Raw genomic sequence first — 25,270 nt, 5'->3', positions numbered from 1 at the left:
ACAAGATGCCTACTGCACCGGCACCGCCTCACCCTGCACGCTGTGCTGCTCCATCGCCCGGCGTGTGGCAGCCTCCTGCTCCTCCTTCTGCCAGCGCCGGAAGAGGTCGGCGCGGCGGGCGGGATAGCGCTCCTCGCGGGCGGTAAGCTCGGCGATGCGGTCGGTGCGGAAATGGCGGAAGGCCTGCCTGAGCTCGCACCAGGCGATGACGACGCGGACCCGGTCGAAGAAGGTCATGCCGATCGGCCAGATCATCCGCCGCGATTCTGCGCCGGCCTCGTCGCGATAGGCGATGTCGAGCTTGCGGCCATTGCGGATCGCGGCGCGGATCGCAGCGGCGTCGACCTGGTCGACAACAGCCGAATCCTTGCAATAGGCCGGCGCGAACAGCGCCCCGTCGAGCAGGATCGGACGCAGATGCGGCGGCAGAACCGCTGCGACCTTGGCGACGACGTCCTCGGCGGCGCGCGCCAGCGTCGGATCTGCGCGCTCCGAGAGCCAGCGCATGCCGACCAAAACCGCCTCGATCTCGTCGGGCGAGAACATCAGTGGCGGCAGGTCGAAGCCGGCGTCAAGGACATAGCCGATGCCGGCCTCGCCGCGTACCGGCACGCCCTGACGGAGCAAAGCGGCGATGTCGCGATAGACGGTGCGGACGGAGACATCGAGTTCGGAGGCGAGCGTCTCGGCCGTGACGGGGCGACGCCGGCGGCGCAGCCCCTGAATCAGATCGAGCAAGCGTTCAGCGCGCTGCATGGCATAGTTCCGCTGATAGGAAGATGGCGTAAGCTCATCCTGCTCTACTCGCCCTGACATGAATTGTCAGGAGCGTGTCAGCAGCATGCTGCATACCGAATGCATCGGCTGGGGAGGAAACATGCTGGAGCTTCACGTCTTCGGGCCCGCCTTCGGCCAACCCGACCCGAGCCCGTTCTGCATGAAAGGCATCATCCTGATGGAGATGTCGGGCCTGCCCTATCGCCGCGTACGCGGCAATCTGCAGAAGGCGCCGAAGGGCAAGCTCCCGGTGCTGCGCGACGGCGACAAGACCATTCCCGACACCACCTTCATCCGGATGTATCTGGAGCGGAATTATGGGGTCGATTTCGACAAGGGCCTGTCAGCCGAGCAGCGCGGCACGGCCTGGGCGGTCGAGAAGATGCTCGAGGATCAGGTCTACTGGCTGGTGGTGCAGGAACGCTGGACCAATCCTGCCAATTTCGACCGGGGGCCGCGCCGCTTCTTCGACGCCGTGCCCGCGCCGCTGCGGCCGCTGGTCATCGCGATGATCAAGCGCCGGATCAGCCGCAACCTGCATGGCCACGGCATCGGCCGCCACAGCGACGCCGAGCGGCTGGAACTGGGGCGGCGTGCGCTCGGCGCGATCGCCGGAATCCTGGGCGGCAAACCCTACCTGACCGGGCCCGATCCATCCGGGGCCGATGCGACGCTCGGCGCCTTCATGATCGCCGGACTGTGCGACGTCTTCGACTCGCCGATCCGCAGCGCGCTGCAGGAGAACGCCAACCTCGTCGCCTATGCCGGGCGCATGCGCTCGCGCTATTTCAAGGACGAGGCGGCGTAGCCCGCCGACCCGTCAGGGCCGCTTCAGCTTGCAGCGGTCGATGAAGTCGTAGCCCTTCTCGCGGGCCGAGTCGTTGAAATAGCCGGTGTCGCGGAAGGCCTGGAGCTCGTCCTTGGTCATGGCGTTGACCGTACCCTTGGCATAGCAGCTGCACGGGGTGTGCACCGCCTCGCGGGTCGTGTTCATCAGCCGCGACTGGGTGACCAGGCAGGCGTCAAAAGCGCGCAGCTGGATCATGTAGGGCGTCAGGTTCTTCGCCGTCGGGTCCGGCGCCGGTAGCGAGCTCGTGCTGCCGGCGGCCAGCGCCGCCCCCGCGGAAACCAACAAAGACAATCCCGCGGCCCAGAGGACCGCACCAACCCGCCGCTTCGTCATCGTTCGCACTGTCCGTTTCCGCGGCTCAAGCCCGGGAGACCCGAATCTCCCCGACAGGCCATGCCGTCGCCCGGCGCGGATCGTCCATAGCGCCGCCGAAAAAGCAATGACGCAAAGGTCACACCGCCTTGCGAATCCAGACCTTATTGTCGTGGAAAGCGGCGCCGCCATAAGGCGCGGGCGAATCCGCGCCGGTGATGGTGTTGATGCCACGGCCGCCGCGATGCGCGCCGTTCGGCCAGATCGATTCGGCGATGACGACGCCGCGCACCAGGCCGTCGAACAGCACCGCGTCGAGCTCGACCGTGCCACGCCGGTTGCCGACCGTGACATGGTCGCCCGCGGCGATGCCGAGCGCCGCCGCGTCGAGAGGATGCAGCATCAATGTCGGCGCACCCTCCTTCTTCTGCGAGGTCGCCGTTTCGGTGAAACTGGAGTTCAGGAAATTGCGGGCCGGGCTCGTGGCGAGCCGGAACGGATGCTCTTCATCCGCCTGCTCGATCACATCCCAATGATCGGGCAGCGAGGGCAGCGCCTCATGCGGACCGACAAGACCCTCGTTGCTGTTCGGCACCTTGGTCCAGTCCGGCTTGAAGCGGAACCTGCCGTCACGCCAGCCGAAGCCCTTGAGATAATGCGCCGTCTCGAAATCCGGCTGCACGTCGATGAAATCATTGGCGACCAGCTCCTCGAGCGTGCCGCGGCCGGTCTCCCGCAATGTCCAGTCGACAAGCTCACGCGGCGTCATGCCGAAGCCGCGATGCTCGGCGCCGAGGCGCTGCGCCAGGGCGCAGATCACCTCATGGTTCGAGCGGCATTCGCCCGGAGGGTCGACGAGCTTGCCGCCCCACATGATGTGCTGGTGGCCGCCGCCCTGGTAGAGGTCGTCATGCTCCATGAACTGCGTCGCCGGCAGCACGATGTCGGCCATCGCAGCGGTCTCGGTCATGAACTGCTCGTGCACGACGGTGAAGAGGTCGTCGCGCGCGAAGCCGCGCTTCACCAGCTCCTGCTCGGGCGCGACCGTGACCGGGTTGGTATTCTGGATGAACAGCGCCTTGACCGGTCCGCCCTGGCGCAGCGCCTGCGCATCGCCGGTAAGGACGCGGCCGATCTGCGACTGGTCGAGCTGACGGACATTGCGGTCTACCTTGTCGAGGCCCTCGATCAGGCCCTTGCGCCATTTGTAGATGCCGCTGTTCGAGTGGAAGGCGCCGCCGCCCTCGTGCTGCCAGGCCCCGGTCACGGTCGGGATGCAGGAGGCAGCGTGGATGTTGACCGCGCCGTTGCGCTGGCGGGCGAAGCCGTAGCCGAGCCGGAAAAAGCTCTTCTTGCGCGTGCCGACGAGGGTGGCGAATTCCTCGATATCGGCGACGCTGAGGCCGGTGATCGCCGCCGCCCATTCCGGCGTGCGGGTGGCGAGATGGGCTTCCAGCTCCTCCGGCGCATCGGCGAAGCGGGCAAGATAGTCGCGGTCGGCATGGCCGTCGCGGAAGAGCACATGCATGACGGCGCAGGCGAGCGCACCGTCTGTGCCGGGCTTGAGCACGAGCGGCAGATCAGCCTGGTCGAGCGTGGCGTTGCGATAGATGTCGATCGCGACGATCTTCGCTCCGCGCTCCTTCCGCGCCTTGACGGCGTGGTGCATGACGTTGACCTGCGTGTGCACCGGGTTGGTGCCCCAGATCACCACGCAATCCGACTTCGCCATCTCGCGCGGATCTGGGCCGGCGAGCCGGCCGGTGCCGGCGATGAAGCCGGTCCAGGCGGTGGTCGTGCAGATCGTCGAGAACTGGCCGGAATAGCGCTTTGCATGGCGCAGGCGATTGATGCCGTCGCGCATCACGAGGCCCATGGTGCCGGCATAGTAATAGGGCCAGACCGCCTCGGCGCCGTGCTCGGCCTCGATCGCGAGGAAACGCCTGCTGATCTCGTCCAGCGCCTCGTCCCAGGAGATGCGCTCGAAGGCACCGGAGCCCTTCGGGCCGGTGCGGCGCAGCGGATGCAGCAGCCGGTCCGGGTGATGGATGCGCTCGGCGTAGCGGGCGACCTTGGCGCAGATCACACCGTCCGTGTAGCTCTGGCGCTTGTTGCCGCGGACACGGCCCGTCGTCCGGCCGTCGATGACCTCGACCTCGAGCGAGCAGGCCGAGGGGCAATCATGCGGGCAGACCGAAGGCAGGCGCGCGATACGAGGAAGCTCTGTCATGCCTCCTTCCTAGAACAGGTCCAGGTTTGGCGGAAGCGGGGCGGTTGCATTGCCCTGCGGCGGCAGGGCAAGGTGCGGGTCACCGGCGGCTGGGGATTCGGCCGGGCCATCAGCCATACGAGCAGCGGTGCCGCTGGCGGCTGCTCGTCAACTCCGGGTTAAGACTAATGATTCAAGTTGACGGCATCCGAGTAGTCCAAGGCGCTCACGCGCCGGAGTTCTGACGATGCGTTGCGTTGCGTTCCTTGCCGGCCTTGCGGCCGCATGCCTTTCCCTGGCGCTGACCGCCCCGGCGAAGGCACAGTCCTCCCAGTATGCGCAATACACCTCGCCCGAGCAGGTGCAGAACTGGCACCTGACGCTGGGCGCCGGCCTGCGCTACCAGCCGGACTATTCCGGATCGAACGACTACGTCTTCCGGCCGCGGCCGATCATCTCTCTGGGGCGCGGCACCAAGAGCACCTGGTGGACCTCCGAGGACGACGCGATCAGCATCGGCTTCTTCTCCGGCCAGGCCTGGCGCGTCGGCTTTTCCGGCAACCTGCTCTGGCAGCGCAAGGCCGATACCAATGTCGCCCTGCGCATCATGGGCGTGCCCGACACCAAATTCGGTGCCGAGGCCGGCGCCTTCGTCGAGTTCTACCCCACTTCCTGGCTGCGCACCCGCATCGACCTGCGCCGCGGCATCGTCGCCCATGACGCGATGGTCGCCGAGGCCAAGGTCGACGTGTTCCAGCGCATCGGCTCGTGGTCGCTCGGCGTCGGCCCGCGCATGACCATCGTCGGCGCCGACTATGTCCGCACCTATTTCGGCGGCACGACCGCGGGCACCGGCGGCCTGCTGCAGCGCTACAATGCCGGCGTGCACTCGATTGGCGCGATCGCGCAGGCGACCTATCACTGGTCCGACAAGCTGCAGACCACCGCCTATGTCGAATACAAGCGCCTGATGGGCGACGCCGCCAAGGCGCCGATCGTCAAGGCCTTCGGCGACCGCGACTCCGTCACCTTCGGCATCTCGGCGAGCTACGCCTTCGATCTCGGGTTCTGAGGCGCTTCAAGCCACGCAACGAAAAAGGGCGGGTCCAGCGGACCCGCCCTTCTTGTTTCCGGAACAGACGATCGGCTCAGCCGACGATCTCGTTGCCAGCGAAGAACTGGGCGATCTCGATCGCGGCGGTCTCCGGCGCGTCCGAGCCGTGCACGGTGTTCTCGCCGACCGACTGGGCGAAGAGCTTGCGGACGGTACCCTCGGCGGCATTGGCCGGGTTGGTCGCGCCCATCACCTCACGGTACTTGGCGATCGCGTCCTCGCCTTCGAGGACCTGCACGACGACCGGGCCCGAAGTCATGAACTCGACGAGCTCACCGAAGAAGGGGCGCTCCTTGTGGACGGCGTAGAAGGTCTGCGCCTGCGCCGTGGTCATCTGGATGCGCTTCTGCGCGACGATGCGCAGGCCGGCCTTCTCGATGACCGCGTTGACCGCGCCGGTGAGATTGCGCTTCGTCGCATCGGGCTTGAGAATGGAGAAGGTACGCTGGACAGCCATCGTTGTGATCCTTGCGGGAAAATCGGGGAATGCGGCGCGCTTATAGCGGCGCCCTCCCCCGGCCACAAGGCTGAGACGCACCTTGCAGGCCCGCGATCCGCCGTTATGATCCGCGCCATGATCGCCGCGGCTGCCCTCGTAATCCTGATGTCGACGCACCCGGAAGGGTGTGCGGGATCGGCATTGCGCTAACCGCGCCGCGATCATCCCCCACGCACCCTGCCGCGGCGAGCAGGGTTCGATCGAATTCAGCTCTCCCGGCTATCCAGGAGAGCAGACATGACAATCGAAAGAGCCGATCCATCCGACGAAGCGGAGCAGTCACCTGGCTCCGGCCGGCTGCTGATCCGGGCTGTGCGCAGCGATGATGTGGAAGCGCTGACGACGCTGGTCAATTTGCCGCGTTTTCGCGCCGGAACCTTGCGCCTGCCCTATCAGCGAACAGAAGTGACGCGGCGCTGGCTGGAGAATCCGGATACCGAGGGACTTAACATCGTCGCATTGCGCGATGGCGAACTCATCGGTCAGGCCGGCATCGAGCGCTATCGCGGCCGGCGGGCGCATGTCGCCTATATCGGCATCGGCGTGCACGATAATCACCATGGCACCGGCGTCGGCACGGCGCTGCTCGGCGAACTCGTCGACGCCGCCGACAACTGGTTCGGACTGAAGCGGCTGGAACTGACGGTCTACTCCGACAATGCGGTGGCTATTGCGCTCTACCGCAAGTTCGGTTTCGAGCCGGAGGGTCTTCTGCGCGCTTACGCTTTCCGTGCCGGCAGCTATGTCGATGCGCTCACGATGGCGCGGCTGCGGGTCTGATTCAGTGCCGGGTCAGGAACCTGCGCGCCTCGCGCAGCGCCTCGGCGACCTCGTCACGGCTCATCTCGAGCGCGAGCTCGGTACGATGCGCCGCGGCGCGGGCGCAGCCCTTGGCGAAGGCGACGTTGAACCAGGTCTGCGCCGCGACCAGATCGACCGGGCCGGAGCGGCCGGACGCATGCATCAGGCCGAGCTCGTAATAGGCGTCGGCGGAGGCTTCCATCGGGATCGCCAGCGAGGCCGGGATTGCGCTCATTTCCATGCGTGCCATGACAAACTCTCCCTGTTTCCCTTCGATGCCAGCCCGTCTGGAGGCCGCAACTCGTGAGGAGAGGTTCGGGCCGGGCAGTAAAACAACCCGCTAAATTTTGAGATGAATCGAAGCTCAACGAGTCGCAAACGAGCGGTTAAAGCAAGATTCGATTCAGATTCATCGGGCCAATTCATCAGCAATTTCAATAGGATGGGAATCCGGCAGCGACCGGCGCGTCAACCTGCGATTCACCTTGCCCCAAGGTCAGCGCGACGAGCGGCCCTTCATGACTTGCCATCTTGGAAGCCGGCGCCGGTTCGGATATGGTTTACATCTGAACCATCTGAGCGACGAAGATCGCCATCCCGAGGAGGAACGCCATGGCCATTCGCCCCATCATCACCGCTGCCGGCCTGCTGCTCGCAGTCGCCGTTCCCGCTGCGGCGCAGGACGTCACCGGCACCTGGCTGCGCGACACCGGCGCCTCGAAGGTGCGCTTCACCAAATGCGGCGAGGCGATGTGCGGCACGATCTCCTGGCTCAAGGAGGCCAATGGCCCCGCGAAGGTCGGCCAGCGAATCTTCTATGACATGAAGCCGGCCAGTGCCGGCAAGTGGAATGGCAGCGCCTTCAACCCGGAGGACGGCAAGACCTATTCCGGCACGATGTCGCTCTCGGGCGACACGCTGACCACCTCCGGCTGCGTCATGGGCGGGCTGATCTGCCGCTCTGTGAAGTGGTCGCGCAGCAACTGAAACCAGGCTCGCCCGTCATGGTCGGGCTTGTCCCGACCATCCACGCCTTTGCTTCGCCGCTCGCATGCGACGTCAGAGACGTGGATGCTCGGCACACGGCCGAGCATGACGACAGTGCCAAGTCGGCGCCTCAGCGCGCCTTCTGGCCGAACAGGACCGCCTTTTCCTCCGGCGTCGAGATGCCCGCCGGGTTGCGCAGTTCCTCGGCGACCTTGAGGCCGCGCTGGACCGCCGGGCGCGCCAGCACCGTGTCGAGCCAGCGCCCGACATTGGGGAACTGCTTGATGTCCTGGCCCTGGCGCTCCCAGCCCCGGGCCCAGCCGACGCAGGCCATGTCGGCGATCGAATAGTCGTCGCAGATGTAGTCGCGGCCTTCGAGACGCTTGTTCAGCACACCATAGAGGCGGTTGGCCTCGTTGGTGTAGCGGTCGATCGCGTAGGGCACCTTCTCCGGCGCGTAGATGCGGAAATGGTGGGTCTGGCCGAGCATCGGGCCGAAGCCGCCCATCTGCCAGAACAGCCACTCGTCAACGGCGACGCGGCCGCGCTCGTCGGTCGGATAGAACTGTCCGGTCTTGCGGCCAAGATATTGCAGGATCGCGCCGGATTCGAAGACCGAGATCGGCTTGCCGTCCGGCCCCTCGGGATCGACGATCGCCGGCATGCGGTTGTTCGGCGAGATCGCCAGGAACTCCGGCTTGAACTGGTCGCCCTTGCCGATGTTCACCGGGATGACGTTGTAGGGCAGCCCCGTTTCCTCGAGCATGATGGAAATCTTCCAGCCGTTCGGCGTCGGCCAGTAATGGAGATCGATCGGCTTGCCCTGCACTGCTGCCATGTCCCAGTCCTCGCGGGTTGTTGCGGGTCGACAGGACATCTAGGTCGCGGGTCCGGCCAGCGTAAGCGCCGGCGCCGTGCGCCCGGAGCGGGCGCGGCATGCGGACAGCGCGTTTACAGCGCCAGCTTGAAGCCTTCGTGGGTCTGGCTGAAGCCGATGCGGAGATAGAAGCGATGCGCCGCCTCGCGCGCCTTGTCCGAGGTGAGCTCGACGAGGCCGGCGCCCTTCCGGCGGGCGACCTCGACGGCATGGGCGACCATGGCCTCGCCGACGCGCCGGCCGCGCAGGTCGGGGTGAACGTGGACGCTTTCGAGCTTGGCGCGCTTGCGGCCACGATAGGCCAGACCCGGGATCAGCGTGAGCTGCAAGGTGCCGACAACCTTGCCGTCGAGCTCGGCGACGAAGAGCGTGTTGTAGGGGCTGGCGTCGACTTCCGCGAAGGCAGCGAGATAGGCCGGGTTCTGCGCCTCCTCCTCGATCTCGGCGAGCGTGCGCGTCTGCATGGCGGCGCCCAGCATGATCAGGGTGGCGATGCGTGGAACGTCCTCGCGCCGCGCCTCGCGCATGGTCACAGCGGCATGATCGGCTGCCTCGGCCATCGTCGTCTCCATCAGGAATCCGCCAGGAGCGCTCAGATCATAACGAGCCGCTTGGCCATGATCAGCGTGTTGGGCGTGTCCTCGCGTCCGTCGAAGCGGGCCTGACGCTGGAGGAAGAAGCCCATGCGCTCGTAGAAGGCGATGGCGAGCTCGTTCTGGCTCTCGACCTCCAGCCGGGCCACCGGCGCATCGGGAAAGCAGGCGAGCGCGACCTGCAGCAATGTGCGTCCTATGCCCTCGCCCTGCCGCGCCGGCGATACATAGAGCCGCGTCAGCATCGCCGCCCGGTCTGGCTCGCTCCGGGCGGAGGCGGTGCCGACGATCTCCTCGCCCAGAAGCGCAACCAGGAAGACGCCGCTGTCGCGGCCGAGCTGGGCTGCGAGCGCATCGAGCGAGTGCCAGGCATTGGTGATCTCGGCCACGCGGCGCCAGCCATAGATGCCGTCATAGGCGTCGTGCCAGGTCTCGACCAACAGCGAGCGGACCGCCGGCAGATCGGCGGTCTCAGCATCGCGGATGATCAAGTCCTTCTGCGTCACTCGATGCCCAGCTTCTTCTTCAGGATCTCGTTCAGCGCCTGCGGGTTGGCCTTGCCGCCCGAGGCCTTCATCGCCTGGCCGACGAACCAGCCCAGCATGGTCGGCTTCGCCTTGACCTGCTCGACCTTGTCCGGGTTGGCGGCGATGATCTCGTCGACCGCCTTCTCGATCGCGCCGGTATCGGTGACCTGCTTCATGCCGCGGGCCTCGACGATCTCGCGCGGGTCGCCGCCCTCGGTCCAGACGATCTCGAACAGGTCCTTGGCGATCTTGCCGGAGATCACGCCCTCGCCGATCAGGTCGACCAGGCCGCCGAGCTGCGCCGCCGAGACTGGCGAGGCCGAGACGTCCTTGCCTTCCTTGTTGAGGCGGCCGAACAGCTCGTTGATCACCCAGTTCGCGGCGGCCTTGCCGTCGCGGCCCTTGGCGACCGCCTCGAAATAGTCGGCCTGATCGCGCTCGGCGACGAGCACCGAGGCGTCGTAGGGCGAGAGCCCATATTCGGCGATGAAGCGACCCTTCTTGGCGTCAGGCAGCTCCGGCAGCTGCGCCTTCAGCCCGGCGACGAAGGCGTCGTCGAATTCGAGCGGCAGCAGGTCCGGATCGGGGAAGTAGCGATAGTCGTGCGCCTCTTCCTTGGAGCGCAACGAGCGCGTCTCGCCCTTGCCGGGATCGTAGAGGCGGGTCTCCTGATCGATCGTGCCGCCATCCTCGAGGATGCCGATCTGACGGCGGGCCTCGACCTCGATCGCCTGGCCGATGAAGCGGATCGAGTTGACGTTCTTGATCTCGCAGCGCGTACCGAAGGGCGCGCCGGGCTTGCGCACGGAGACGTTGACGTCGGCGCGCAGGTTGCCCTTCTCCATGTCGCCGTCGCAGGAGCCGATATAGCGCAGGATGGTGCGCAGCTTGGAGACATAGGCCTTGGCCTCGTCGGCTGAGCGCAAATCCGGCTTGGAGACGATCTCCATCAGCGCCACGCCCGAGCGGTTGAGATCGACGAAGCTCATGGTCGGGTGCTGGTCGTGCATCGACTTGCCGGCGTCCTGCTCGAGGTGCAGGCGCTCGATGCCGACGCTGATCTGCTCGGTCGGCGACAGGTCGACCGCGATCTCGCCCTCGCCGACGACCGGATGCTTGTACTGGCTGATCTGGTAGCCCTGCGGCAGATCGGGGTAGAAATAGTTCTTGCGGTCGAAGACCGAGCGCTTGTTGATCTGTGCGTTGAGGCCAAGCCCGGTGCGGACCGCCTGGCGCACGCATTCCTCGTTGATCACCGGCAGCATGCCCGGCATCGCCGCGTCGATGAGGCTGACATGGGCGTTCGGCTCGCCGCCGAAAGCGGTCGAGGATCCCGAGAACAGCTTGGCGTTGGAGGTAACCTGCGCGTGGATCTCGAGGCCGATCACGATTTCCCAGTCGCCGGTCGCACCCTTGATCAGCTTCTTCGGGTCGGCGGGACGGACATGCGCATTCATGAGGGGACTTCCACGAGATGTTGCTGCTGACGCTGTCGCGTGCGTCCCTCAGGTAGAGCTTCGGCCCGTCGCCAGCAAGCGCCTGTTGTACCGGTTTCAGCCCGCGATGGAGCGAACATGGCCTGTTGGGGTGAAAATTGCAGCAAAATGTCGAGTGAAGAAACTTGACAATCGTCAGTATGATGGAGTTGTTGCGCATTGGCCGGAAACCGTGAAGGTTGCGCCGCGCCCGCATTTTCGGAGTTTCACATGATCCGCCGCTCCAGCCGGGCCATTGTTGCCCTGGCGGCCCTGCTCCCGGCCCTCTCAGCCGAGGCCCTCGCCCAAGGCGCACCGCCGGCTCCGCCGGTCACGGTCGCGACCCCGCTCGCCAAGCGCGTCACCAACTGGGACGAGTTCACCGGGCGCTTCGAAGCGAGCGAACAGGTCGAGGTCCGCGCCCGCGTCTCCGGCTTCCTCGATTCGGTGCATTTCCGCGACGGCGACCTGGTCAAGGCCGGCGACCTGCTCTTCACCATCGACCAGCGGCCCTACAAGCTCGCCGTCGATGCGGCCAGAGCCGAGGTGGCGCGCGCCAAGGCACAGGTCGACCTCAACCAGAACGAGGTCGAGCGCGCCGAGGCGCTGACGCAGAACCGCACCATCACCGCCCGCGACATCGACCAGCGCCGTGCCAACCTCAACGGCGCGATCGCCAGCCAGCAGGCGGCCGAGGCCAATCTGAAGACGGCCGAACTCAACCTCGAGTGGACGCAGGTCCGCGCGCCGCTCGCCGGCCGCGTCTCGAACAAGCGCGTCGACCAGGGCAACCTGATCGCCGGCGGCCAGTCGGGCGCGACACTGCTGACCACGATCGTCGCCGTCGATCCGATCAAGTTCGTCTTCGACGCCTCGGAGGCCGACTATCTGCGCTATGCAAAGTCGCAGGATCTGCGCAAGCCCGGCACGCCGGTACGCGTGCGGCTTTCGAGCGAAACCAAATGGGACCGCGAAGGCAAGATCGACTTCGTCGACAACGCATTGAACGCCCGCTCGGCGACGATCCGGACCCGCGCCGTCTTCCCGAATCCCGACGGGCAGCTGACGCCTGGGACCTTCGGGCGGCTGCGCCTCTTCGCCGGCGAAGGCGACGCGTTGCTGGTGCCGGATGCGGTCATCGTCTCCGACCAGGCCAACAAGATCGTGTTCACGGTCGGCGCCGACAACAAGGTGGTGCCGAAGCCGGTACAACTCGGCGCGATCAGCGACGGGCTGCGCGTCATCACCAAGGGCCTCGCTGCGAGCGACAAGGTGATCGTGAACGGCATCGCCAATCCGATGGTGCGCCCGGGTGTCGCCGTGACGCCGCAGCCGACCGAGATCAAGGCGGCCGCCGCCAACTGACGGCCGCAACAGGCCGTACCAAGAGCGGACGGCATTGTCCGCCCACCCTGCCCAAGCCTTCGTATTCGCCGCAATTTTGAACGGAAAACTGGTCTCCACTTTTCCTGGAATTGCTTAAGGCCAGGACCATCGCATGTTCCGCTTCGCCCATTTCTTCATCGACAGGCCGATCTTCGCGACCGTGCTCTCGGTGCTGCTGACGATCGCCGGCGCCATCACGCTGCGCACCCTGCCGATCGCAGAATATCCTGAGATCGCGCCGCCGACCGTCACGATCACCGCGAACTATCCGGGCGCCTCGGCCGAGGTCGTCGCCTCGACGGTGGCCGCGCCGATCGAGCAGGAAGTCAACGGCGTCGACGACATGCTCTACATCTCGTCGCAGTCGACCGGCGACGGGCGCGTGACGATCAACGTCGTCTTCAAGGCCGGCACCGACGTCGACCAGGCTCAGGTGCTGGTGCAGAACCGCGTTTCCGCGGCCGAGCCGCGCCTGCCGCAGGAAGTCCGCACGCTCGGCCTGCAGGTCCGCAAGGCCTCGCCGGACTTCCTGATGGTCATCCACATGCTGTCCCCGGACGGCTCGCGCGACCAGCAATACGTCTCGAACTACACCACGCTGAACGTCAAGGACGTGCTGACCCGCGTCGAGGGCGTCGGCGACGTCCAGGTCTTCGGTGCGCGCGACTATGCGATGCGCGTCTGGCTCGACCCCGCCAAGGTCGCGGCACGCAACCTGACCGCAGGCGATGTCGTCGCCGCGATCCGCGCCGCCAACATCCAGGTCGCGGCGGGTGCGATCAACCAGCCGCCGGCGAAGTCGGACGGGGCCTTCCAGCTCTCGGTCAACACGCTCGGGCGCCTGACCAGCATCGACGAGTTCTACAACATCGTCGTCCGCTCGGATGCCGACGGCGGCACGATCCGCGTGCGCGACATCGCCCGGGTCGAGCTCGGCGCGCAGGACTACCTGTCGAACTCCTATCTCGACAACAAGGAGGCCGTCGCGATCGGCGTCTTCCAGCGCCCCGGCACGAACGCGCTGGCTGCCTCGGAAGCGCTCATCAAGACGATGGAGACGCTGTCGAAGACCTTCCCGGCCGGCGTGGAGTACACCATCGTCTACAACCCGACCGAGTTCATCAGGGAATCCGTCTCGGCCGTCGTCGCGACCCTGCTCGAAGCGATCGTGCTGGTCGTGATCGTGGTGATCCTATTCCTGCAGACCTGGCGCGCCGCGATCATCCCGATCATCGCGATCCCGGTGTCGCTGGTCGGCACCTTCCTGATCATGAGTGCGGTCGGGATCTCCTTCAACACGATCTCGCTGCTGGCGCTCGTGCTGGCGATCGGCATCGTCGTCGACGACGCGATCGTCGTGGTCGAGAACGTCGAGCGCTATCTGGCGCAGGGAATGAGCGCGGTCGACGCAGCACACAAGACGATGGACGAGGTCGGCGGCGCGCTGCTGGCGATCGCCCTCGTGCTCTGCGCCGTGTTCATTCCGACCGCCTTCATCACCGGTCTGCAAGGCACGTTCTACCAGCAGTTCGCGGTCACGATCGCGGCCTCGACGGCGATCTCCTGCTTCGTCTCCCTGACCCTGTCGCCGGCCCTGGCCGCAATCCTCCTGAAGCCGCACAGCCATGAGGAGCCGAAGGGCTTCCTGGCTGTGCTGAGTGCGCCGCTGCGCTGGTTCTTCAAGTACTTCAACAAGGCCTTCGACTGGCTCTCGCACGCTTACGGCTCGGCGACCTCGCGCCTGATCCGCTTCGGCGTGATCATGCTGCTGGTCTATGCGGGCCTGATCGCGGTCGCCGGCCAACGCCTCGCGGCAATCCCGACCGGCCTCGTCCCACAGCTCGACCGCGGCTACTTCATCGCGGTCTTCCAGCTGCCGCCCGGCTCGTCTCTGCCCCGAACCGATGCCGTCATCCGCAAGGCGACCGATGTCCTCCTGTCACGGCCGGGCGTCGCCCATGCCGTCGCCTTCGCCGGCCTCGACGGCGCGACCTTCACGCTCGCCCCGAATGCCGGTGTCGCCTTCGTCACGCTGACCGACTTCAAGGAGCGGGCCAAGCAGGGGCTCACCACCCAGGGCATCCTCAACGACCTGCGCACCCAGCTGTTCTCGATCGGCGAGGCTTTCGCCCTGATCATCGAGCCCCCGGCGGTTCCCGGCATCGGCAATGGCGGCGGTCTCAAGGGTTATGTCCAGGATCGTGGCGGCAAGGGACTGGCAGCGCTGGAAGGCGCGACCTGGGCCGTGGCCGGGACAGCCGGCCAGACGCCCGGCATCCAGCAGCCGTTCACGCTGTTCTCGACCAAGACGCCGCAGATCTATGCCGATATCGACCGCACCAAGGCGGAGATGCTCGGCGTCCCGGTGACACGCGTGTTCGAGACGCTGTCGATTTATATGGGCTCGGCCTATGTGAACGACTTCAACATCCTTGGCCGCACCTTCCGGGTCACCGCCCAGGCCGACAACCCCCAGCGTCTCGACATCCGCGACGTCGCCGATCTGAAGACGCGCAATGCCGATGGCGAGATGGTGCCGATCGGCTCGGTGGCGACCTTCTCGGACACGACCGGCGCCTATCGCGTGCCGCGCTACAACCTCTATCCGGCGGCTGAAGTGCAGATGTCGATGGCGCGCGGGTATTCGACCGGCCAGGGCATCGCGGCAGTGGAGAAGATCGCGAACCAGGTGCTGCCGGCCGGCTTCGGCTTCGAATGGACGGAGATCGCGCTGCAGGAGAAGCTCGCCGGCAATACCGCGATCATCGCCTTCGGCCTCGCCGTCGTCTGCGTCTTCCTCTTGCTGGCGGCGCTGTACGAGAGCTGGACCCTGCCGCTGGCGGTCATCCTGATCGTGCCGATGTGTATCCTCGCGGCGATGATCGGCGTCGGCTACAAGGACTTCGACCGCAACGTGCTCGTCGATATCGGCCTTGTCGTGCTCGTCGGCCTCGCGGCGAAGAATGCGATCCTGATCGTTGAGTTCGCCAAGCAGGCCGAGGACGAAGGCATGAGCCGGCGCGATGCCGCGATCGCGGCAGCCCGGACCCGGCTGCGGCCGATCCTGATGACCTCGCTGGCCTTCATCCTCGGCGTTCTGCCGCTCACGACGTCTGTCGGCGCCGGCGCGGAAATGCGGCAGGTGCTGGGTATCGCGGTGTTTTCCGGCATGATCGGCGTCACGCTGTTCGGCCTGCTGTTCACTCCGGTGTTCTACGTCGTGGTGCGCTGGCTCGCCTCGCTCGGCGGCAAGAAGAAGCCGGCCGAGCCGAAGCAGGCGACGCCACAGGCGCACTGACGAGCGAACACGATGAACGCCGCCACCATCATCATCGGCATGGTGGTGGCGGTCGTTCTCCTGCTCGTCGCGGGCAATGCGCTCGCTTCGTACAAGCGCCTGCGCCGGGCGGAGTTCATCCGGCGCTACCCCTGGCCACGGGGGCTGCTCGACAAGCTCGCCCAGCAGCACCCCGGCTTCACCCGCAAGGAGTCGGCGCTGGTCTCCGAGGGCCTGCGCCAATTCTTTCTGGCCTATCTCAATTCCGGGCGGCGCGAGGTCGCGATGCCCTCGCAGGTCGCGGACGATCTCTGGCACGAGTTCATCCTCTACACCCGCGACTACGGCCGATTCTGCAACCAGGCCTTCGGGCGCTTCCTGCATCACACGCCGGCCGTCATGCTGCGCGAGGGCGCGCGGCGCGACAATTCGGCCCTGCGCCGCGTCTGGTGGCAATGCTGCCGCGACGAGAACATCGACCCGGTCCGCCCGACGCGCCTGCCGCTGCTCTTCGCGCTCGACACCAAGCTCAGGATCGCAAACGGCTTCGCCTATGCGCCCGACTGCGAGGCGCTGCGGCGCAATGGCGGCCGCGGCACGCAATGCGGCGGAGATTTCTCGAGCTCTTCTATCGACGGAGGCACGGACGGCTTCGGCGACAGCAGCAGGTCCTCCGGTGACGCCAGTTTCGACAGCAGCGGCGGCGACAGCGGCGGAGGCGATGGTGGGGGCTGCGGCGGGGGTGGCGGCGACTGAGTAGCGGCTCAGTTCTGCTTGATCTTCGAGCCCTTGATCACGACGTCCGAGCTCGCCGTCGCATTGATCTTGCCGCTCGCCTTGATCGTGACGTCCTTGCCCTTGAGGTCGACGGAGCCATCCTTCTTCAGGTTGAGTTCGGCCGAACCGGTGTCGAGCAGGATGCTGTCGGCAGCTTTCACCACGAGCGCCTTGCCGCTGGCGATCTCGAAGTCCTTGCTGCTGTCGAGATCGATGCTGACCGCAGCCGCAACCTCGAAGGCGCGCGTCGCCAGGCTGATCTCGCGATTGGCGTTCATGCTCAGCGCAGTGCCCGCGATGATGCCGATACTCGTGCCCGCAGTCGTTCGGAAGGCGTTGCCGACATTCACGACATAGGCCGAGCCCACGGACGTGCGGAAATTGCTCCCGACGGTCAGCGCGAGTTCGGCACCGACATTGACGGTGCAGGTGCCGCCGACGGAGATCGAGAGCCCGGCCGGGGCCGTGATCGCGACCGCGCCACCGCGCCCGACATTGAAGGCCTGCAGCAAAGCTGCGAGTTGCGCCTCGAGGACGGCGATCCGCCGGCTCAGCGCCTCGACTTCCGGCGTAGCCATGAATTCGTCCCCCCTTCTTTCGGGCGCAGCCGGCCCAATCTATCACAAACCGCTGCGGCTCGTGACGCACTATCCCTTTGCGCCACGAAACCAGTCCAACCCCGTCGGCGTATCAGAGCATCGCATAGAGAAGGCTGACCTAAGTGACTGCACGTCCTGCCCTGTTCTGGTTCCGCGACGATCTGCGCCTGTCCGACAATCCAGCTTTGAGAGCGGCGAGCGAGCACGGCCCTCTCACCTGCGTCTACATCCTCGACACATCGACGGAGCGCCGGCCACTCGGGGGAGCGGCGCGCTGGTGGCTGTCGCGCTCATTGCGGGCACTGTCGGACGCCATCGCGGCGAAAGGCGGCGAACTGCTGATCCTGCGCGGCGATCCGGCAGAGCTGCTGCCCGATGTCGTCGAGCGCACCGGCAGCGGCTATGTCGCCTGGAACCGGCGCTATGACAGCGCCGCTATCGCCCTCGACAAGGCGCTCAAGGCCGAGTTGACCGAGGCCGGCGTCGCGGTCGAGAGCTTCAACGCCAACCTGCTCAACGAACCCTGGCAGGTTAAGACCAAGGCGGATGGACCATTCAAGGTGTTCACGCCCTATTGGCGCGCCGTGCGCGAAAGCGGCGAGCCGTCGGCTCCGCTCCCTGCCCCAGCCAGGCTGAGCAAAACGAGGCTGCCAGCGGCCCTGCGTGAACAGACTCTCACGGTCGCAGGTCTCGCTCTGGAGCCGACGAAGCCCGACTGGGCCGGTGGGCTGCGTGAAGCCTGGACACCGGGCGAGGATGGGGCGCGGGATCGGCTCGATACTTTCCTCGACGAAACGATCGCCGGCTATCGCGAGGCCCGCGACCTGCCGGATCGGCTGTCGACCTCGCGGCTGTCGCCGCACCTACGCTTCGGCGAGATCAGCCCGCGCCAGATCTGGCATGCAACCCGGGCTGCAGAGGAGGCAGGCAGAACGCCGGGCTCGGCCAGCGATGTCGAAAAATTCTTCAGCGAGATCGGCTGGCGCGAATTCTCCTACCATCTGCTCTTCCACAATCCCGAGCTCGCCAGCGTCAACTATGATCGCCGTTTCGACGCGATGTCCTGGGAGACCGACGAAGCCGGCCTGGCGGCATGGCAGAAGGGCCTGACCGGCTATCCGATCGTCGATGCTGGCCTGCGCGAGCTCTGGCAGACCGGCTGGATGCACAACCGCGTCCGAATGATCACGGCCTCATTCCTGATCAAGCATCTGCTGACCGACTGGCGTGCCGGCGAAACCTGGTTCTGGGACACGCTGGTCGATGCCGATCCGGCCAACAACCCGGCGAGTTGGCAATGGGTCGCCGGCTCCGGCGCCGATGCGGCTCCTTATTTCCGCGTCTTCAACCCGGTGACACAGGGCGAGAAATTCGATCCGAAGGGCGCTTATGTCAGGCGCTTCGTTCCCGAGCTGGCAGAGCTGGACGACAAGTTCATCCACCGTCCATGGGATGCACCTGCGGGCGAACTGAAAAAGGCCGGGATCCTCCTCGGCAGCGACTATCCGACACCGATCATCGCCCTCGACTTCGGCCGCCAGCGCGCCCTCGACGCCTTCGCTGCCCTTCGTTCGGAATAGCTGACCGCCATGGCATCGCCTCCCGCCTCCTTCGTCACGCGAGCCTCGCTCGCGGCCGACCTGTCCCGGCTCGGCCTCGCACCCGGCGACGCGGTCATGGTCCACGCCGCCGTGAGCAAGGTCGGCCGCCTGCTCGACGGCCCCGACACGATCATTGCCGCGCTGTGCGACGCAGTCGGCCCCGCGGGGACTGTCCTCGCCTATGCTGATTGGGAAGCGCGTTACGAGGACCTCGTGGACGACGAAGGCCGCGTTCCGCCGGAATGGCGCGAGCATATCCCGCCCTTCGACCCGCAGCGTTCGCGCGCGATCCGCGACAATGGCGTGCTGCCGGAGTTCCTGCGGACCACGCCGGGCGCGCTGCGCAGCGGCAATCCCGGCGCCTCGCTCGTGGCGCTCGGCGCGAAGGCGGAGTGGTTCACCGCCGACCACCCGCTCGACTACGGCTATGGCGCGGGCTCGCCATTGGCGAAGCTGGTCGAGGGGGGCGGCAAGGTGCTGATGCTCGGGGCGCCGCTCGATACGCTGACCCTCCTGCACCATGCCGAACATCTGGCCGACATACCCGGCAAGCGCATCCGGCGGCTAGAGGTCCCGCTGGCTACGCCGACCGGTGCGCAGTGGCGCATGATCGAGGAGTTCGACACCAGCGACCCGATCGTGGCGGGGCTGGACGATGACTATTTTGCGGGGATCGTCACGGAATTCCTTGCCGCCGGCGAGGGCCGGCAAGGCCTGATCGGCGCCGCTCATTCCGTGCTGGTCGAGGCTGCGGCAATCACCGCCTTCGGCGTCGATTGGCTGGAATCACGGTTCGGCTCGTCCTCACTTCGATTATGAGCTTCCTGGCGCAAGCCATTGGGTCAGGAATCTTCTGCGGTTACACCGCGCCGTCACGCCGGCCGCCGCGATGCTCTCCGGCCAGTCTGCGCACCATCCAGAAATAGACCGGATAGGGCAGCAGCCGCAGCGCCTTCATCAGCCAGGCAAGTCGGCGGGGAAAGGCGACTTCGAAGCCGCCGCGGGCGAAGCCGTCGACGACCCGCGTCGCCGCTTCGTCGAGCGTCAGCATGAACGGCATCGGAAAGCTGTTGCGCTTGGTCATCGCCGTGTCGACGAAACCGGGGTTGATCAGCTGCAGGCGGATGCCTTGCCGCTCGCAATCGAACCTCAATGCTTCGCAAAGATGGATCGCGGCGGCCTTGGAAGCGCCATAAGCCGCTGCGCCCGGCAGGCCGCGGTAGCCCGCCAGCGAGGCATTGACCGCGATCTGGCCCTTGCCGCGCGAGGCCATGCGTTCGGCGACTGCGGCGGCACCACGCACGACACCGATGAGATTGACCGCGAAAACCTGCTCGAAAGCCGCGACGTCGATCAGGCCCGGCCCATTGCGCGGTGCGATGCCGGCATTGAGGAAGGCGAGCGCGATCGGCCCATGCACGCTCTCGATGCCTTCGACCACCGCCGCCATCGCGGCGGGATCGACGACATCACCGACATGGGCGACGATCCGCCCCGGCAACCCGTCTGCTCCGAGCGCCAGCGCCTCGAGCTTGTCGAGCCGGCGCGCAGTCGCCGCGACCGTCCAGCCGCGGCGCGCCAGCTCCAGCGCCACGGCCGCGCCGATCCCCGAACTCGCCCCGGTCACCCAGGCGATGCCGTCCTTGGGCTGCATGCGCGGCGGGGTCATGTTGCGTTCGGGCCTCCATGCCGCGGCAGTCCTGGCCGGACCCTAGTGATGCGGAGGCCGCAGCGGAAGCCCTGCCAGCGGCATCTCCGCCTGGCTACCCACCATCTTTTCCGCACCGGCCGCGCCTGCGATAACCTCGGGCGATGAAGGAGATCGCGATGCCGACCGAATTGCTGTTCCGAGACGACGCCTATCTCACCGAGACCCCCGCGACCGTCGTCGCGATCAACGAGCGCGGCGGCATCGAGCTCGACAGGACCGTATTCTACGCCACCGGTGGCGGCCAGCCGGGCGATGCCGGCATCCTCGTCCGCAGCGACGGCACCGAGATCACGATCGGCACGGCGATCTACAATCCCGAGGACAAGAGCCGCATCCTGCATGTCCCGCTCGAAGGCCAAGGCACGCCCGCTGTCGGCGATACCGTGACGGCGAAGCTCGACTGGGAACGCCGGCTGAAACGCATGCGAATCCACACCGCGCTGCATCTGCTCAGCGTTGTCCTGCCCTATCCGGTCACCGGTGGCGCGATCGGCGATAGCGGCGACGGCCGGCTCGATTTCGACATTCCCGAGGGCGGTCTCGACAAGGCGGAGTTGACCGAGAAGCTCGGCGCATTGGTGGCCAAGAACGCCGCGATCAGCGAGCGCTGGATCACCGACGAGGAGCTCGATGCCAATCCCGGCCTGGTCAAGACCATGTCGGTCAAGCCGCCACGCGGCTCGGGGCGAGTCCGGCTGGTCTCGATCGATGGCATCGACCTGCAGCCCTGCGGCGGCACGCATGTGCGCAACACCGCCGAGATCGGCGCGGTCGTGGTCACCGACGTCGAGAAGAAGGGCAAGCAGAACCGGCGCGTGCGCATCGCGCTAGTGTCGTGATTTCGAAGTTCGCTTTCGTTCGATATCAAGTGAAGCGCGAACTTCGAAATCAAAAAACGACACTAGAAAACCTATGAGTTGCCCGTGTCCCCTATGATTCTGAAATTCGCTCCGCGCTTGATATCTGGCAGTGGCGAATTTCAGAATCGGGACACTGGCTTGAGCTTTCCGCCATAACGTTATGAAAACAGACTCTTTCGAGGACCCGCGCATGGCCCGCAACGATATCTTCGTCTCCACGCAATGGCTGGCCGAGCGGCTCGACGCCCCCGACATCGTCGTGCTCGACGGCTCGTACTACCTGCCGGCTCAGAACCGCGACGCGGACGCTGAATATGCGCAGCAGCGCATTCCTGGCGCAGTGCGCTTCGACATCGACGCGGTCAAGGACAAGAGCTCGAGCCTGCCGCACATGCTGCCGCGGCCGGACGCCTTCGCCGCCGCGGTCGGCGCCATGGGCATCGGCGACGGCATGCGTATCGTCGTCTATGATGGGCTCGGCCTGTTCTCGGCGCCGCGCGTGCGCTGGACGTTCCGTACCTTCGGCGCCAAGGACGTCGTCATCCTCGATGGCGGCCTGCCGCAATGGCTGGCCGAGGGCCGGCCGGTCGAGGACGGTCCGCCACGACCGCGGACGCCGCGCAGCTTCACCGCCAGGCTCGACCATTCCGCCGTCGCCGACGCCCATGACATCGAGCGCGCCATCGCGAGCAATTCGGCCCAGGTCGTCGATGCGCGCGCCGCCGACCGCTTCCGAGGCGAAGCGCCGGAGCCGCGCGCCGGCCTGCGCTCCGGCCACATTCCCGGCTCTCTCAATCTGCCCTCCTCGGCGCTGGTGGCGGAAGGCAAGCTCAAATCGCCCGAAGCCATCCTCGCCGCCTTCAAGGATGCCGGCGTCGATCTTGACCGGCCGGTGATGACGACCTGCGGCTCGGGCGTCTCCGCCGTGATCCTGTCGACGGCGCTGGAATCGATCGGCAAGCCGACCCGTGCCGTCTATGACGGCTCATGGTCGGAATGGGGCGCGAGCGACCGTCCCATCGCGACCGGGCCGGCGAAGGGCTGAAGCTTCAGAAAACCGACCAGCCGGTGCGCTCGACCAGGCGTTCGAGCGCGAGCGCACCGACATGCGAGGTGCCGGCGGCGTTGAGGCCGGGCGACCAGACCGCGATCGCCGCCTGCTTCGGCACGATGGCGAGGATGCCGCCGCCGACGCCGCTCTTGCCGGGCAGGCCGACCTTGAAGGCGAATTCGCCGGACGCGTCGTAATGGCCGCAGGTCATCATCAGCGCCTTGACGCGGCGCGCCCGCGCCGGGCGGCAAACGACGGCGCCGGTCAAGGGATCGACGCCGTCACCGGCGAGGAAGAGACCGGCGCGGGCGAGCTGGACGCAGCTCAGGCTCAGCGCGCATTGATGGAAATAGACGTCGAGCACCTCGGCGACCGGATTCTTTAGATTGCCGAAGGCGCGGATGAAATTGGCGAGGCTGGCATTGCGGAATCCGGTCTGTGCTTCCGAGCCCGCCACTTCCTGGTCGATCGCGACCGCGCGATCGCCCGAGCATTTGCGCAGGAAGGCGAGGATCTCGGCCGCCGTCTTCCTCGGGGTCCGGCCGGTCAGCAGCGCATCGGTGACGACCAGCGCTCCGGCATTGATGAACGGGTTGCGCGGCACGCCGCGCTCCTGCTCGAGCTGGACGATGGAATTGAATGGCGATCCCGACGGCTCGCGCCCGACCCGGTGCCAGAGCCGGGCACCGACCCGCTCCAGCGCGAGCGTCAGGGTGAAGACCTTGGAGATGCTCTGGATCGAGAACGGGACATTGGCGTCGCCTGCCTGCGCATGCTCGCCGGAGCAGGTGACGACGGCGAGCCCGAAACGGCGGGGATCGACCCGCGATAATGCCGGGATGTAGTCGGCGACCTTGCCGGCGCCGATATGCTCGGCCATGTCGGCATGAACGCTCGCGACGATGTCCGACAGGTTGCGCATGTCCGAACTCCGCCACGGCCTGGTCAAGGTGACCTTGGCATTCGTCCGACCGTGCCGCAATCGCGGCCGAGAGAGCTTGGCAAAGTCCCTGCCCCTGCGCATGCTGCCGCCCGTGCCGGGGAGCCACGCATGACCTATTGCCTCGGGATCCTGCTGCCGTCGGGCTTGATCCTCGCCTCCGATTCGCGCTCCAGCGCCGGCGTCGACCAGATCGCGGTGGTGAAGAAGCTCGCTCTGTTCGAGGTGCCGGGCGAGCGCGTGATCGCGATCCTCTCGGCCGGAAACCTGGCGACGACGCAGGCCGTGATCACGATGATCAGGCAATACACCCGCCATAAGCAGGATAGCGCCGCGGGCGGCGAGAACCGCGACATCCTGGCGGCGCGGACCATGTTCGACGTGGCGCAGATCGTCGGCGGCGTGCTGCGCGAGGTGCTTCGGCTCAACCGCAGCTTCGTCGAACCCTATGGCGATCCGAACGGTTCCTTCATCGTCGCCGGCCAGATCGCCGGCGAGCCGCATCGCCTCTTCCAGGTCTATTCGGCAGGCAACTTCGTCGAGGCCTCCGGGCGCACGCAGTTCCTGCAGCTCGGCGAGACAAAATACGGCAAACCGATCCTCGACCGGGCGCTGCAGGAGGCCAGCGGCCTCGACGAGGCGGCCAAGCTCGCTCTGCTGTCCTTCGATGCGACGGTGCGGTCGAACCTCTCGGTCGCACCGCCTATCGACCTCTTGCGCTACGAGGCCGACAGCTTCTCGACCAAGCATCTCGCCAAATACGACAGCCACCATCCCTACTGGGCCGATTTACGCCAACGCTACAGTGACGGGCTTAGCGCGCTGGTCGCGAGCCTGCCGGCGCCGGATTTCCCCGCCTGACTACTGCAGCAGCGCGACCATCGCCGCGTAGCCGCGGCGGCGGGCATGATCGAGCGGGGTTACACCATCGCGATCGGCGAGGTCGCGCCGTGCACCTGCCCCGACCAGTGCCCTCACCGTCTCGACATGGCGCGGCCCGCCATTGCCGAGGATCACCGCCTCGATCAGGGCGGTCCAACCGAGATTGTTGACATGGTCGAGCGGCGCGCCGGCCGCGATCAATTCGCGCACCACGCCGTCATGGCCGAGATGGGCAGCTGCGATCAGAGCCGTGCCGAGATAGGGGCTGGTGATGGCGCGCGGGTCGCCACCGATGGCGAGCGCAGTGCGCATGGTCTCGATATCGTCAGCGACCGCCGCGATGGTGATCGCGTCATAGGCGCGGTTGTCGAGCGCGCGCGGATCGGCTCCCGCCTTGGCGAGCTCCTGCATCGCCTCGCGCTGGCGGGCATGGGCGGCGGCCAGCAGTGCGGTGCGGCCCTCGCCGTCGCGGGTTTCGAGGCCGCGGCCGGTCGCGATCGCCTGCCGAAGGGCTGCAAGATCGCCACGATAAGCCGACAGGTGCAGCCCGTCATAGGCTGACACCTCTGCCAACGATGGCGGAACCTGAGCACCGGCAGTCCCGCCCGCGCTCACTGCCAAAGTGATCAGCAGCGCCGAAAATCCATTTCGGCAAACGTTCGCCCCGCGTCGTTTCGTCCCAGGCATCTGTCCCTTATCCGCCACTTCGCCCGAACGGCGCGAAAAATCGCATCTTGCACAAATTAAGGTCAGCCCTGCTGTCCCTTCCCTCTTGCAGGCCGGCCCGAAGCGCCCTATCTCTTGTGCACCGCAGCAGCGATGTTGCGGCGCCCTCCTTGGGCGTTTCCTCCCTAGACTTGGGCCTGCGCTCCGGCGTGGGCCTTTTTCTTTTGCGGGAAGGCTAGCCCGGCCGGCATCGGCCACGCAACGATCAATCGATCGCGATCATCACGTCGGAAGTCTTCACCACGGCATAGGCCTGTCGCCCGACTGCGAGCTTGAGCTCGTCGACCGCGGCATTGCTGATCGCCGAGATGACGATCGCGCCGCCGAGATCGAGCTTCACATGGGCGGTGGTCGCGCCCTTCACGATCTCGACGACGGTGCCATTGAGCGGGTTGCGGGCTGAAATCTTCAGTCTGGTCTCCCCGATCTGACGTCCTCG

General features: G+C 66.5%; 26 protein-coding genes. 12 read left to right on the top strand and 14 right to left on the bottom strand.

The features are described 5' to 3' along the window. Nucleotides 1-9: 9 nt before the first annotated feature. Nucleotides 10-756 carry a helix-turn-helix transcriptional regulator gene (locus CXY91_RS01425; protein WP_091829673.1) on the bottom strand — a complete coding sequence of 249 codons (747 nt, stop codon included), beginning with the start codon at nucleotides 754-756 and terminating at the stop codon, nucleotides 10-12. Nucleotides 757-841: 85 nt separating this feature from the next. Here CXY91_RS01425 and CXY91_RS01420 point away from each other — a divergent pair, with 85 nt between their 5' ends. Beyond that, nucleotides 842-1,585, top strand: coding sequence for a glutathione S-transferase family protein (locus CXY91_RS01420; RefSeq protein WP_248307304.1), 744 nt, complete (start codon nucleotides 842-844; stop codon nucleotides 1,583-1,585). Nucleotides 1,586-1,597: 12 nt separating this feature from the next. On the opposite strand, the gene CXY91_RS01415 is transcribed toward CXY91_RS01420, so the two are convergent. Together CXY91_RS01415 and CXY91_RS01410 are read right to left on the bottom strand one after the other, a co-directional pair. Further along, nucleotides 1,598-1,909 (bottom strand): hypothetical protein, encoded by a 312-nt coding sequence (locus CXY91_RS01415; protein ID WP_091829675.1) that lies wholly within the window; start codon nucleotides 1,907-1,909, stop codon nucleotides 1,598-1,600. Between the two features lie 169 nt (nucleotides 1,910-2,078). Then, the gene (locus tag CXY91_RS01410; protein ID WP_100958992.1) at nucleotides 2,079-4,169 is read right to left on the bottom strand and encodes a molybdopterin-containing oxidoreductase family protein; all 2,091 of its coding nucleotides are present in this window, start codon (nucleotides 4,167-4,169) and stop codon (nucleotides 2,079-2,081) included. A 226-nt stretch (nucleotides 4,170-4,395) separates the two neighbouring features. Between CXY91_RS01410 and CXY91_RS01405 the strand changes: the two genes are divergently transcribed. Continuing rightward, nucleotides 4,396-5,220, top strand: coding sequence for a MipA/OmpV family protein (locus CXY91_RS01405; protein ID WP_091829679.1), 825 nt, complete (start codon nucleotides 4,396-4,398; stop codon nucleotides 5,218-5,220). 76 nt (nucleotides 5,221-5,296) lie between these two features. Here CXY91_RS01405 and ndk read toward each other — a convergent pair whose 3' ends face one another. Further along, nucleotides 5,297-5,719, bottom strand: coding sequence for a nucleoside-diphosphate kinase (ndk, locus tag CXY91_RS01400; RefSeq protein ID WP_057192434.1), 423 nt, complete (start codon nucleotides 5,717-5,719; stop codon nucleotides 5,297-5,299). 279 nt (nucleotides 5,720-5,998) lie between these two features. Here ndk and CXY91_RS01395 point away from each other — a divergent pair, with 279 nt between their 5' ends. Next, the gene (locus CXY91_RS01395; RefSeq protein ID WP_100958991.1) at nucleotides 5,999-6,541 is read left to right on the top strand and encodes a GNAT family N-acetyltransferase; all 543 of its coding nucleotides are present in this window, start codon (nucleotides 5,999-6,001) and stop codon (nucleotides 6,539-6,541) included. A 1-nt stretch (nucleotide 6,542) separates the two neighbouring features. Here CXY91_RS01395 and CXY91_RS01390 read toward each other — a convergent pair whose 3' ends face one another. Next, a complete protein-coding gene (locus CXY91_RS01390; RefSeq protein ID WP_244543676.1) occupies nucleotides 6,543-6,812 on the bottom strand; it encodes a sel1 repeat family protein in 270 nt (89 codons plus the stop codon). A gap of 362 nt (nucleotides 6,813-7,174) precedes the next feature. Here CXY91_RS01390 and CXY91_RS01385 point away from each other — a divergent pair, with 362 nt between their 5' ends. Further along, complete coding sequence (locus tag CXY91_RS01385; RefSeq protein WP_100958990.1) at nucleotides 7,175-7,549, top strand: DUF2147 domain-containing protein; 375 nt, start codon at nucleotides 7,175-7,177, stop codon at nucleotides 7,547-7,549. A gap of 130 nt (nucleotides 7,550-7,679) precedes the next feature. Here the strand turns inward: CXY91_RS01385 and CXY91_RS01380 are convergent, their stop codons facing one another. The 4 genes from CXY91_RS01380 to gatB all read right to left on the bottom strand — a co-directional run bounded on the left by CXY91_RS01380 (nucleotide 7,680) and on the right by gatB (nucleotide 11,003). Further along, nucleotides 7,680-8,387: a glutathione S-transferase N-terminal domain-containing protein gene (locus CXY91_RS01380; RefSeq protein WP_100958989.1), complete on the bottom strand. Its 708-nt coding sequence runs from the start codon at nucleotides 8,385-8,387 to the stop codon at nucleotides 7,680-7,682. 113 nt (nucleotides 8,388-8,500) lie between these two features. Continuing rightward, nucleotides 8,501-8,986, bottom strand: a complete 486-nt coding sequence (locus CXY91_RS01375) for a GNAT family N-acetyltransferase (RefSeq protein ID WP_100959067.1) — start codon at nucleotides 8,984-8,986, stop codon at nucleotides 8,501-8,503. Between the two features lie 32 nt (nucleotides 8,987-9,018). Beyond that, a complete protein-coding gene (locus CXY91_RS01370) occupies nucleotides 9,019-9,525 on the bottom strand; it encodes a GNAT family N-acetyltransferase (RefSeq protein ID WP_158673221.1) in 507 nt (168 codons plus the stop codon). Continuing rightward, a complete protein-coding gene (gene gatB / locus CXY91_RS01365) occupies nucleotides 9,522-11,003 on the bottom strand; it encodes an Asp-tRNA(Asn)/Glu-tRNA(Gln) amidotransferase subunit GatB (protein ID WP_100958987.1) in 1,482 nt (493 codons plus the stop codon). Before gatB ends, CXY91_RS01370 begins: the two co-directional genes overlap by 4 nt. Nucleotides 11,004-11,252: 249 nt before the next feature. Here gatB and CXY91_RS01360 point away from each other — a divergent pair, with 249 nt between their 5' ends. From CXY91_RS01360 to CXY91_RS01350, 3 genes are all read left to right on the top strand, one after another. Further along, entirely contained in the window at nucleotides 11,253-12,386 is a 1,134-nt protein-coding gene (locus tag CXY91_RS01360) for an efflux RND transporter periplasmic adaptor subunit (protein ID WP_091829693.1), read from the top strand. Between the two features lie 133 nt (nucleotides 12,387-12,519). Continuing rightward, complete coding sequence (locus tag CXY91_RS01355; RefSeq protein WP_100958986.1) at nucleotides 12,520-15,705, top strand: efflux RND transporter permease subunit; 3,186 nt, start codon at nucleotides 12,520-12,522, stop codon at nucleotides 15,703-15,705. Nucleotides 15,706-15,717: 12 nt separating this feature from the next. After that, nucleotides 15,718-16,440, top strand: a complete 723-nt coding sequence (locus CXY91_RS01350; RefSeq protein ID WP_100958985.1) for a glycine-rich domain-containing protein — start codon at nucleotides 15,718-15,720, stop codon at nucleotides 16,438-16,440. Between the two features lie 8 nt (nucleotides 16,441-16,448). Here CXY91_RS01350 and CXY91_RS01345 read toward each other — a convergent pair whose 3' ends face one another. Next, complete coding sequence (locus CXY91_RS01345) at nucleotides 16,449-17,039, bottom strand: DUF2345 domain-containing protein (protein ID WP_100958984.1); 591 nt, start codon at nucleotides 17,037-17,039, stop codon at nucleotides 16,449-16,451. A gap of 143 nt (nucleotides 17,040-17,182) precedes the next feature. Here CXY91_RS01345 and CXY91_RS01340 point away from each other — a divergent pair, with 143 nt between their 5' ends. Together CXY91_RS01340 and aac(3) are read left to right on the top strand one after the other, a co-directional pair. Then, nucleotides 17,183-18,640, top strand: a complete 1,458-nt coding sequence (locus CXY91_RS01340; protein ID WP_100958983.1) for a cryptochrome/photolyase family protein — start codon at nucleotides 17,183-17,185, stop codon at nucleotides 18,638-18,640. Nucleotides 18,641-18,649: 9 nt separating this feature from the next. After that, the gene (gene aac(3), locus CXY91_RS01335; RefSeq protein WP_100958982.1) at nucleotides 18,650-19,480 is read left to right on the top strand and encodes an aminoglycoside 3-N-acetyltransferase; all 831 of its coding nucleotides are present in this window, start codon (nucleotides 18,650-18,652) and stop codon (nucleotides 19,478-19,480) included. Nucleotides 19,481-19,520: 40 nt separating this feature from the next. Here aac(3) and CXY91_RS01330 read toward each other — a convergent pair whose 3' ends face one another. Next, complete coding sequence (locus CXY91_RS01330) at nucleotides 19,521-20,330, bottom strand: SDR family NAD(P)-dependent oxidoreductase (RefSeq protein ID WP_100958981.1); 810 nt, start codon at nucleotides 20,328-20,330, stop codon at nucleotides 19,521-19,523. A 158-nt stretch (nucleotides 20,331-20,488) separates the two neighbouring features. Here CXY91_RS01330 and CXY91_RS01325 point away from each other — a divergent pair, with 158 nt between their 5' ends. Both CXY91_RS01325 and sseA read left to right on the top strand, forming a co-directional pair. Then, nucleotides 20,489-21,211 carry an alanyl-tRNA editing protein gene (locus CXY91_RS01325; protein WP_100959066.1) on the top strand — a complete coding sequence of 241 codons (723 nt, stop codon included), beginning with the start codon at nucleotides 20,489-20,491 and terminating at the stop codon, nucleotides 21,209-21,211. 211 nt (nucleotides 21,212-21,422) lie between these two features. Then, on the top strand, nucleotides 21,423-22,277 hold the full coding sequence (gene sseA / locus CXY91_RS01320; protein ID WP_100958980.1) for a 3-mercaptopyruvate sulfurtransferase: 855 nt from the start codon (nucleotides 21,423-21,425) through the stop codon (nucleotides 22,275-22,277). A gap of 4 nt (nucleotides 22,278-22,281) precedes the next feature. Here sseA and CXY91_RS01315 read toward each other — a convergent pair whose 3' ends face one another. Further along, nucleotides 22,282-23,205, bottom strand: a complete 924-nt coding sequence (locus CXY91_RS01315) for a glutaminase (RefSeq protein WP_100958979.1) — start codon at nucleotides 23,203-23,205, stop codon at nucleotides 22,282-22,284. A 129-nt stretch (nucleotides 23,206-23,334) separates the two neighbouring features. Here CXY91_RS01315 and CXY91_RS01310 point away from each other — a divergent pair, with 129 nt between their 5' ends. Then, nucleotides 23,335-24,084, top strand: a complete 750-nt coding sequence (locus CXY91_RS01310) for a proteasome-type protease (protein WP_091829711.1) — start codon at nucleotides 23,335-23,337, stop codon at nucleotides 24,082-24,084. On the opposite strand, the gene CXY91_RS01305 is transcribed toward CXY91_RS01310, so the two are convergent. Beyond that, nucleotides 24,085-24,669, bottom strand: a complete 585-nt coding sequence (locus CXY91_RS01305) for an ankyrin repeat domain-containing protein (RefSeq protein ID WP_248307312.1) — start codon at nucleotides 24,667-24,669, stop codon at nucleotides 24,085-24,087. A 367-nt stretch (nucleotides 24,670-25,036) separates the two neighbouring features. Then, nucleotides 25,037-25,243: a TOBE domain-containing protein gene (locus tag CXY91_RS01300; RefSeq protein WP_100959065.1), complete on the bottom strand. Its 207-nt coding sequence runs from the start codon at nucleotides 25,241-25,243 to the stop codon at nucleotides 25,037-25,039. Between the last annotated feature and the right edge of the window lie 27 nt (nucleotides 25,244-25,270).

The sequence above is a fragment of the Allobosea sp. FBZP-16 genome (genome assembly GCF_002831785.1).
Lineage (GTDB): Bacteria > Pseudomonadota > Alphaproteobacteria > Rhizobiales > Beijerinckiaceae > Allobosea > Allobosea lupini.
The sequence above is the reverse complement of the archived record's forward strand: the minus strand, read 5'-3'. Positions and strand labels throughout refer to the sequence as shown.

What these genes read in the sequence shown, in the direction of transcription:
- CXY91_RS01350 (WP_100958985.1), top strand. Translation starts at nt 15,718, where the DNA reads ATGAACGCCGCCACCATCATCATCGGCATGGTGGTGGCGGTCGTTCTC.
- CXY91_RS01330 (WP_100958981.1), bottom strand. Translation starts at nt 20,330, where the DNA reads ATGACCCCGCCGCGCATGCAGCCCAAGGACGGCATCGCCTGGGTGACC.
- CXY91_RS01355 (WP_100958986.1), top strand. Translation starts at nt 12,520, where the DNA reads ATGTTCCGCTTCGCCCATTTCTTCATCGACAGGCCGATCTTCGCGACC.
- CXY91_RS01325 (WP_100959066.1), top strand. Translation starts at nt 20,489, where the DNA reads ATGCCGACCGAATTGCTGTTCCGAGACGACGCCTATCTCACCGAGACC.
- CXY91_RS01410 (WP_100958992.1), bottom strand. Translation starts at nt 4,169, where the DNA reads ATGACAGAGCTTCCTCGTATCGCGCGCCTGCCTTCGGTCTGCCCGCAT.
- CXY91_RS01310 (WP_091829711.1), top strand. Translation starts at nt 23,335, where the DNA reads ATGACCTATTGCCTCGGGATCCTGCTGCCGTCGGGCTTGATCCTCGCC.
- CXY91_RS01405 (WP_091829679.1), top strand. Translation starts at nt 4,396, where the DNA reads ATGCGTTGCGTTGCGTTCCTTGCCGGCCTTGCGGCCGCATGCCTTTCC.
- gatB (WP_100958987.1), bottom strand. Translation starts at nt 11,003, where the DNA reads ATGAATGCGCATGTCCGTCCCGCCGACCCGAAGAAGCTGATCAAGGGT.
- CXY91_RS01390 (WP_244543676.1), bottom strand. Translation starts at nt 6,812, where the DNA reads ATGGCACGCATGGAAATGAGCGCAATCCCGGCCTCGCTGGCGATCCCG.
- CXY91_RS01315 (WP_100958979.1), bottom strand. Translation starts at nt 23,205, where the DNA reads ATGCGCAACCTGTCGGACATCGTCGCGAGCGTTCATGCCGACATGGCC.
- CXY91_RS01385 (WP_100958990.1), top strand. Translation starts at nt 7,175, where the DNA reads ATGGCCATTCGCCCCATCATCACCGCTGCCGGCCTGCTGCTCGCAGTC.
- CXY91_RS01380 (WP_100958989.1), bottom strand. Translation starts at nt 8,387, where the DNA reads ATGGCAGCAGTGCAGGGCAAGCCGATCGATCTCCATTACTGGCCGACG.
- CXY91_RS01345 (WP_100958984.1), bottom strand. Translation starts at nt 17,039, where the DNA reads ATGGCTACGCCGGAAGTCGAGGCGCTGAGCCGGCGGATCGCCGTCCTC.
- CXY91_RS01395 (WP_100958991.1), top strand. Translation starts at nt 5,999, where the DNA reads ATGACAATCGAAAGAGCCGATCCATCCGACGAAGCGGAGCAGTCACCT.
- CXY91_RS01420 (WP_248307304.1), top strand. Translation starts at nt 842, where the DNA reads ATGCTGCATACCGAATGCATCGGCTGGGGAGGAAACATGCTGGAGCTT.
- CXY91_RS01360 (WP_091829693.1), top strand. Translation starts at nt 11,253, where the DNA reads ATGATCCGCCGCTCCAGCCGGGCCATTGTTGCCCTGGCGGCCCTGCTC.
- sseA (WP_100958980.1), top strand. Translation starts at nt 21,423, where the DNA reads ATGGCCCGCAACGATATCTTCGTCTCCACGCAATGGCTGGCCGAGCGG.
- ndk (WP_057192434.1), bottom strand. Translation starts at nt 5,719, where the DNA reads ATGGCTGTCCAGCGTACCTTCTCCATTCTCAAGCCCGATGCGACGAAG.
- CXY91_RS01375 (WP_100959067.1), bottom strand. Translation starts at nt 8,986, where the DNA reads ATGGCCGAGGCAGCCGATCATGCCGCTGTGACCATGCGCGAGGCGCGG.
- CXY91_RS01425 (WP_091829673.1), bottom strand. Translation starts at nt 756, where the DNA reads ATGCAGCGCGCTGAACGCTTGCTCGATCTGATTCAGGGGCTGCGCCGC.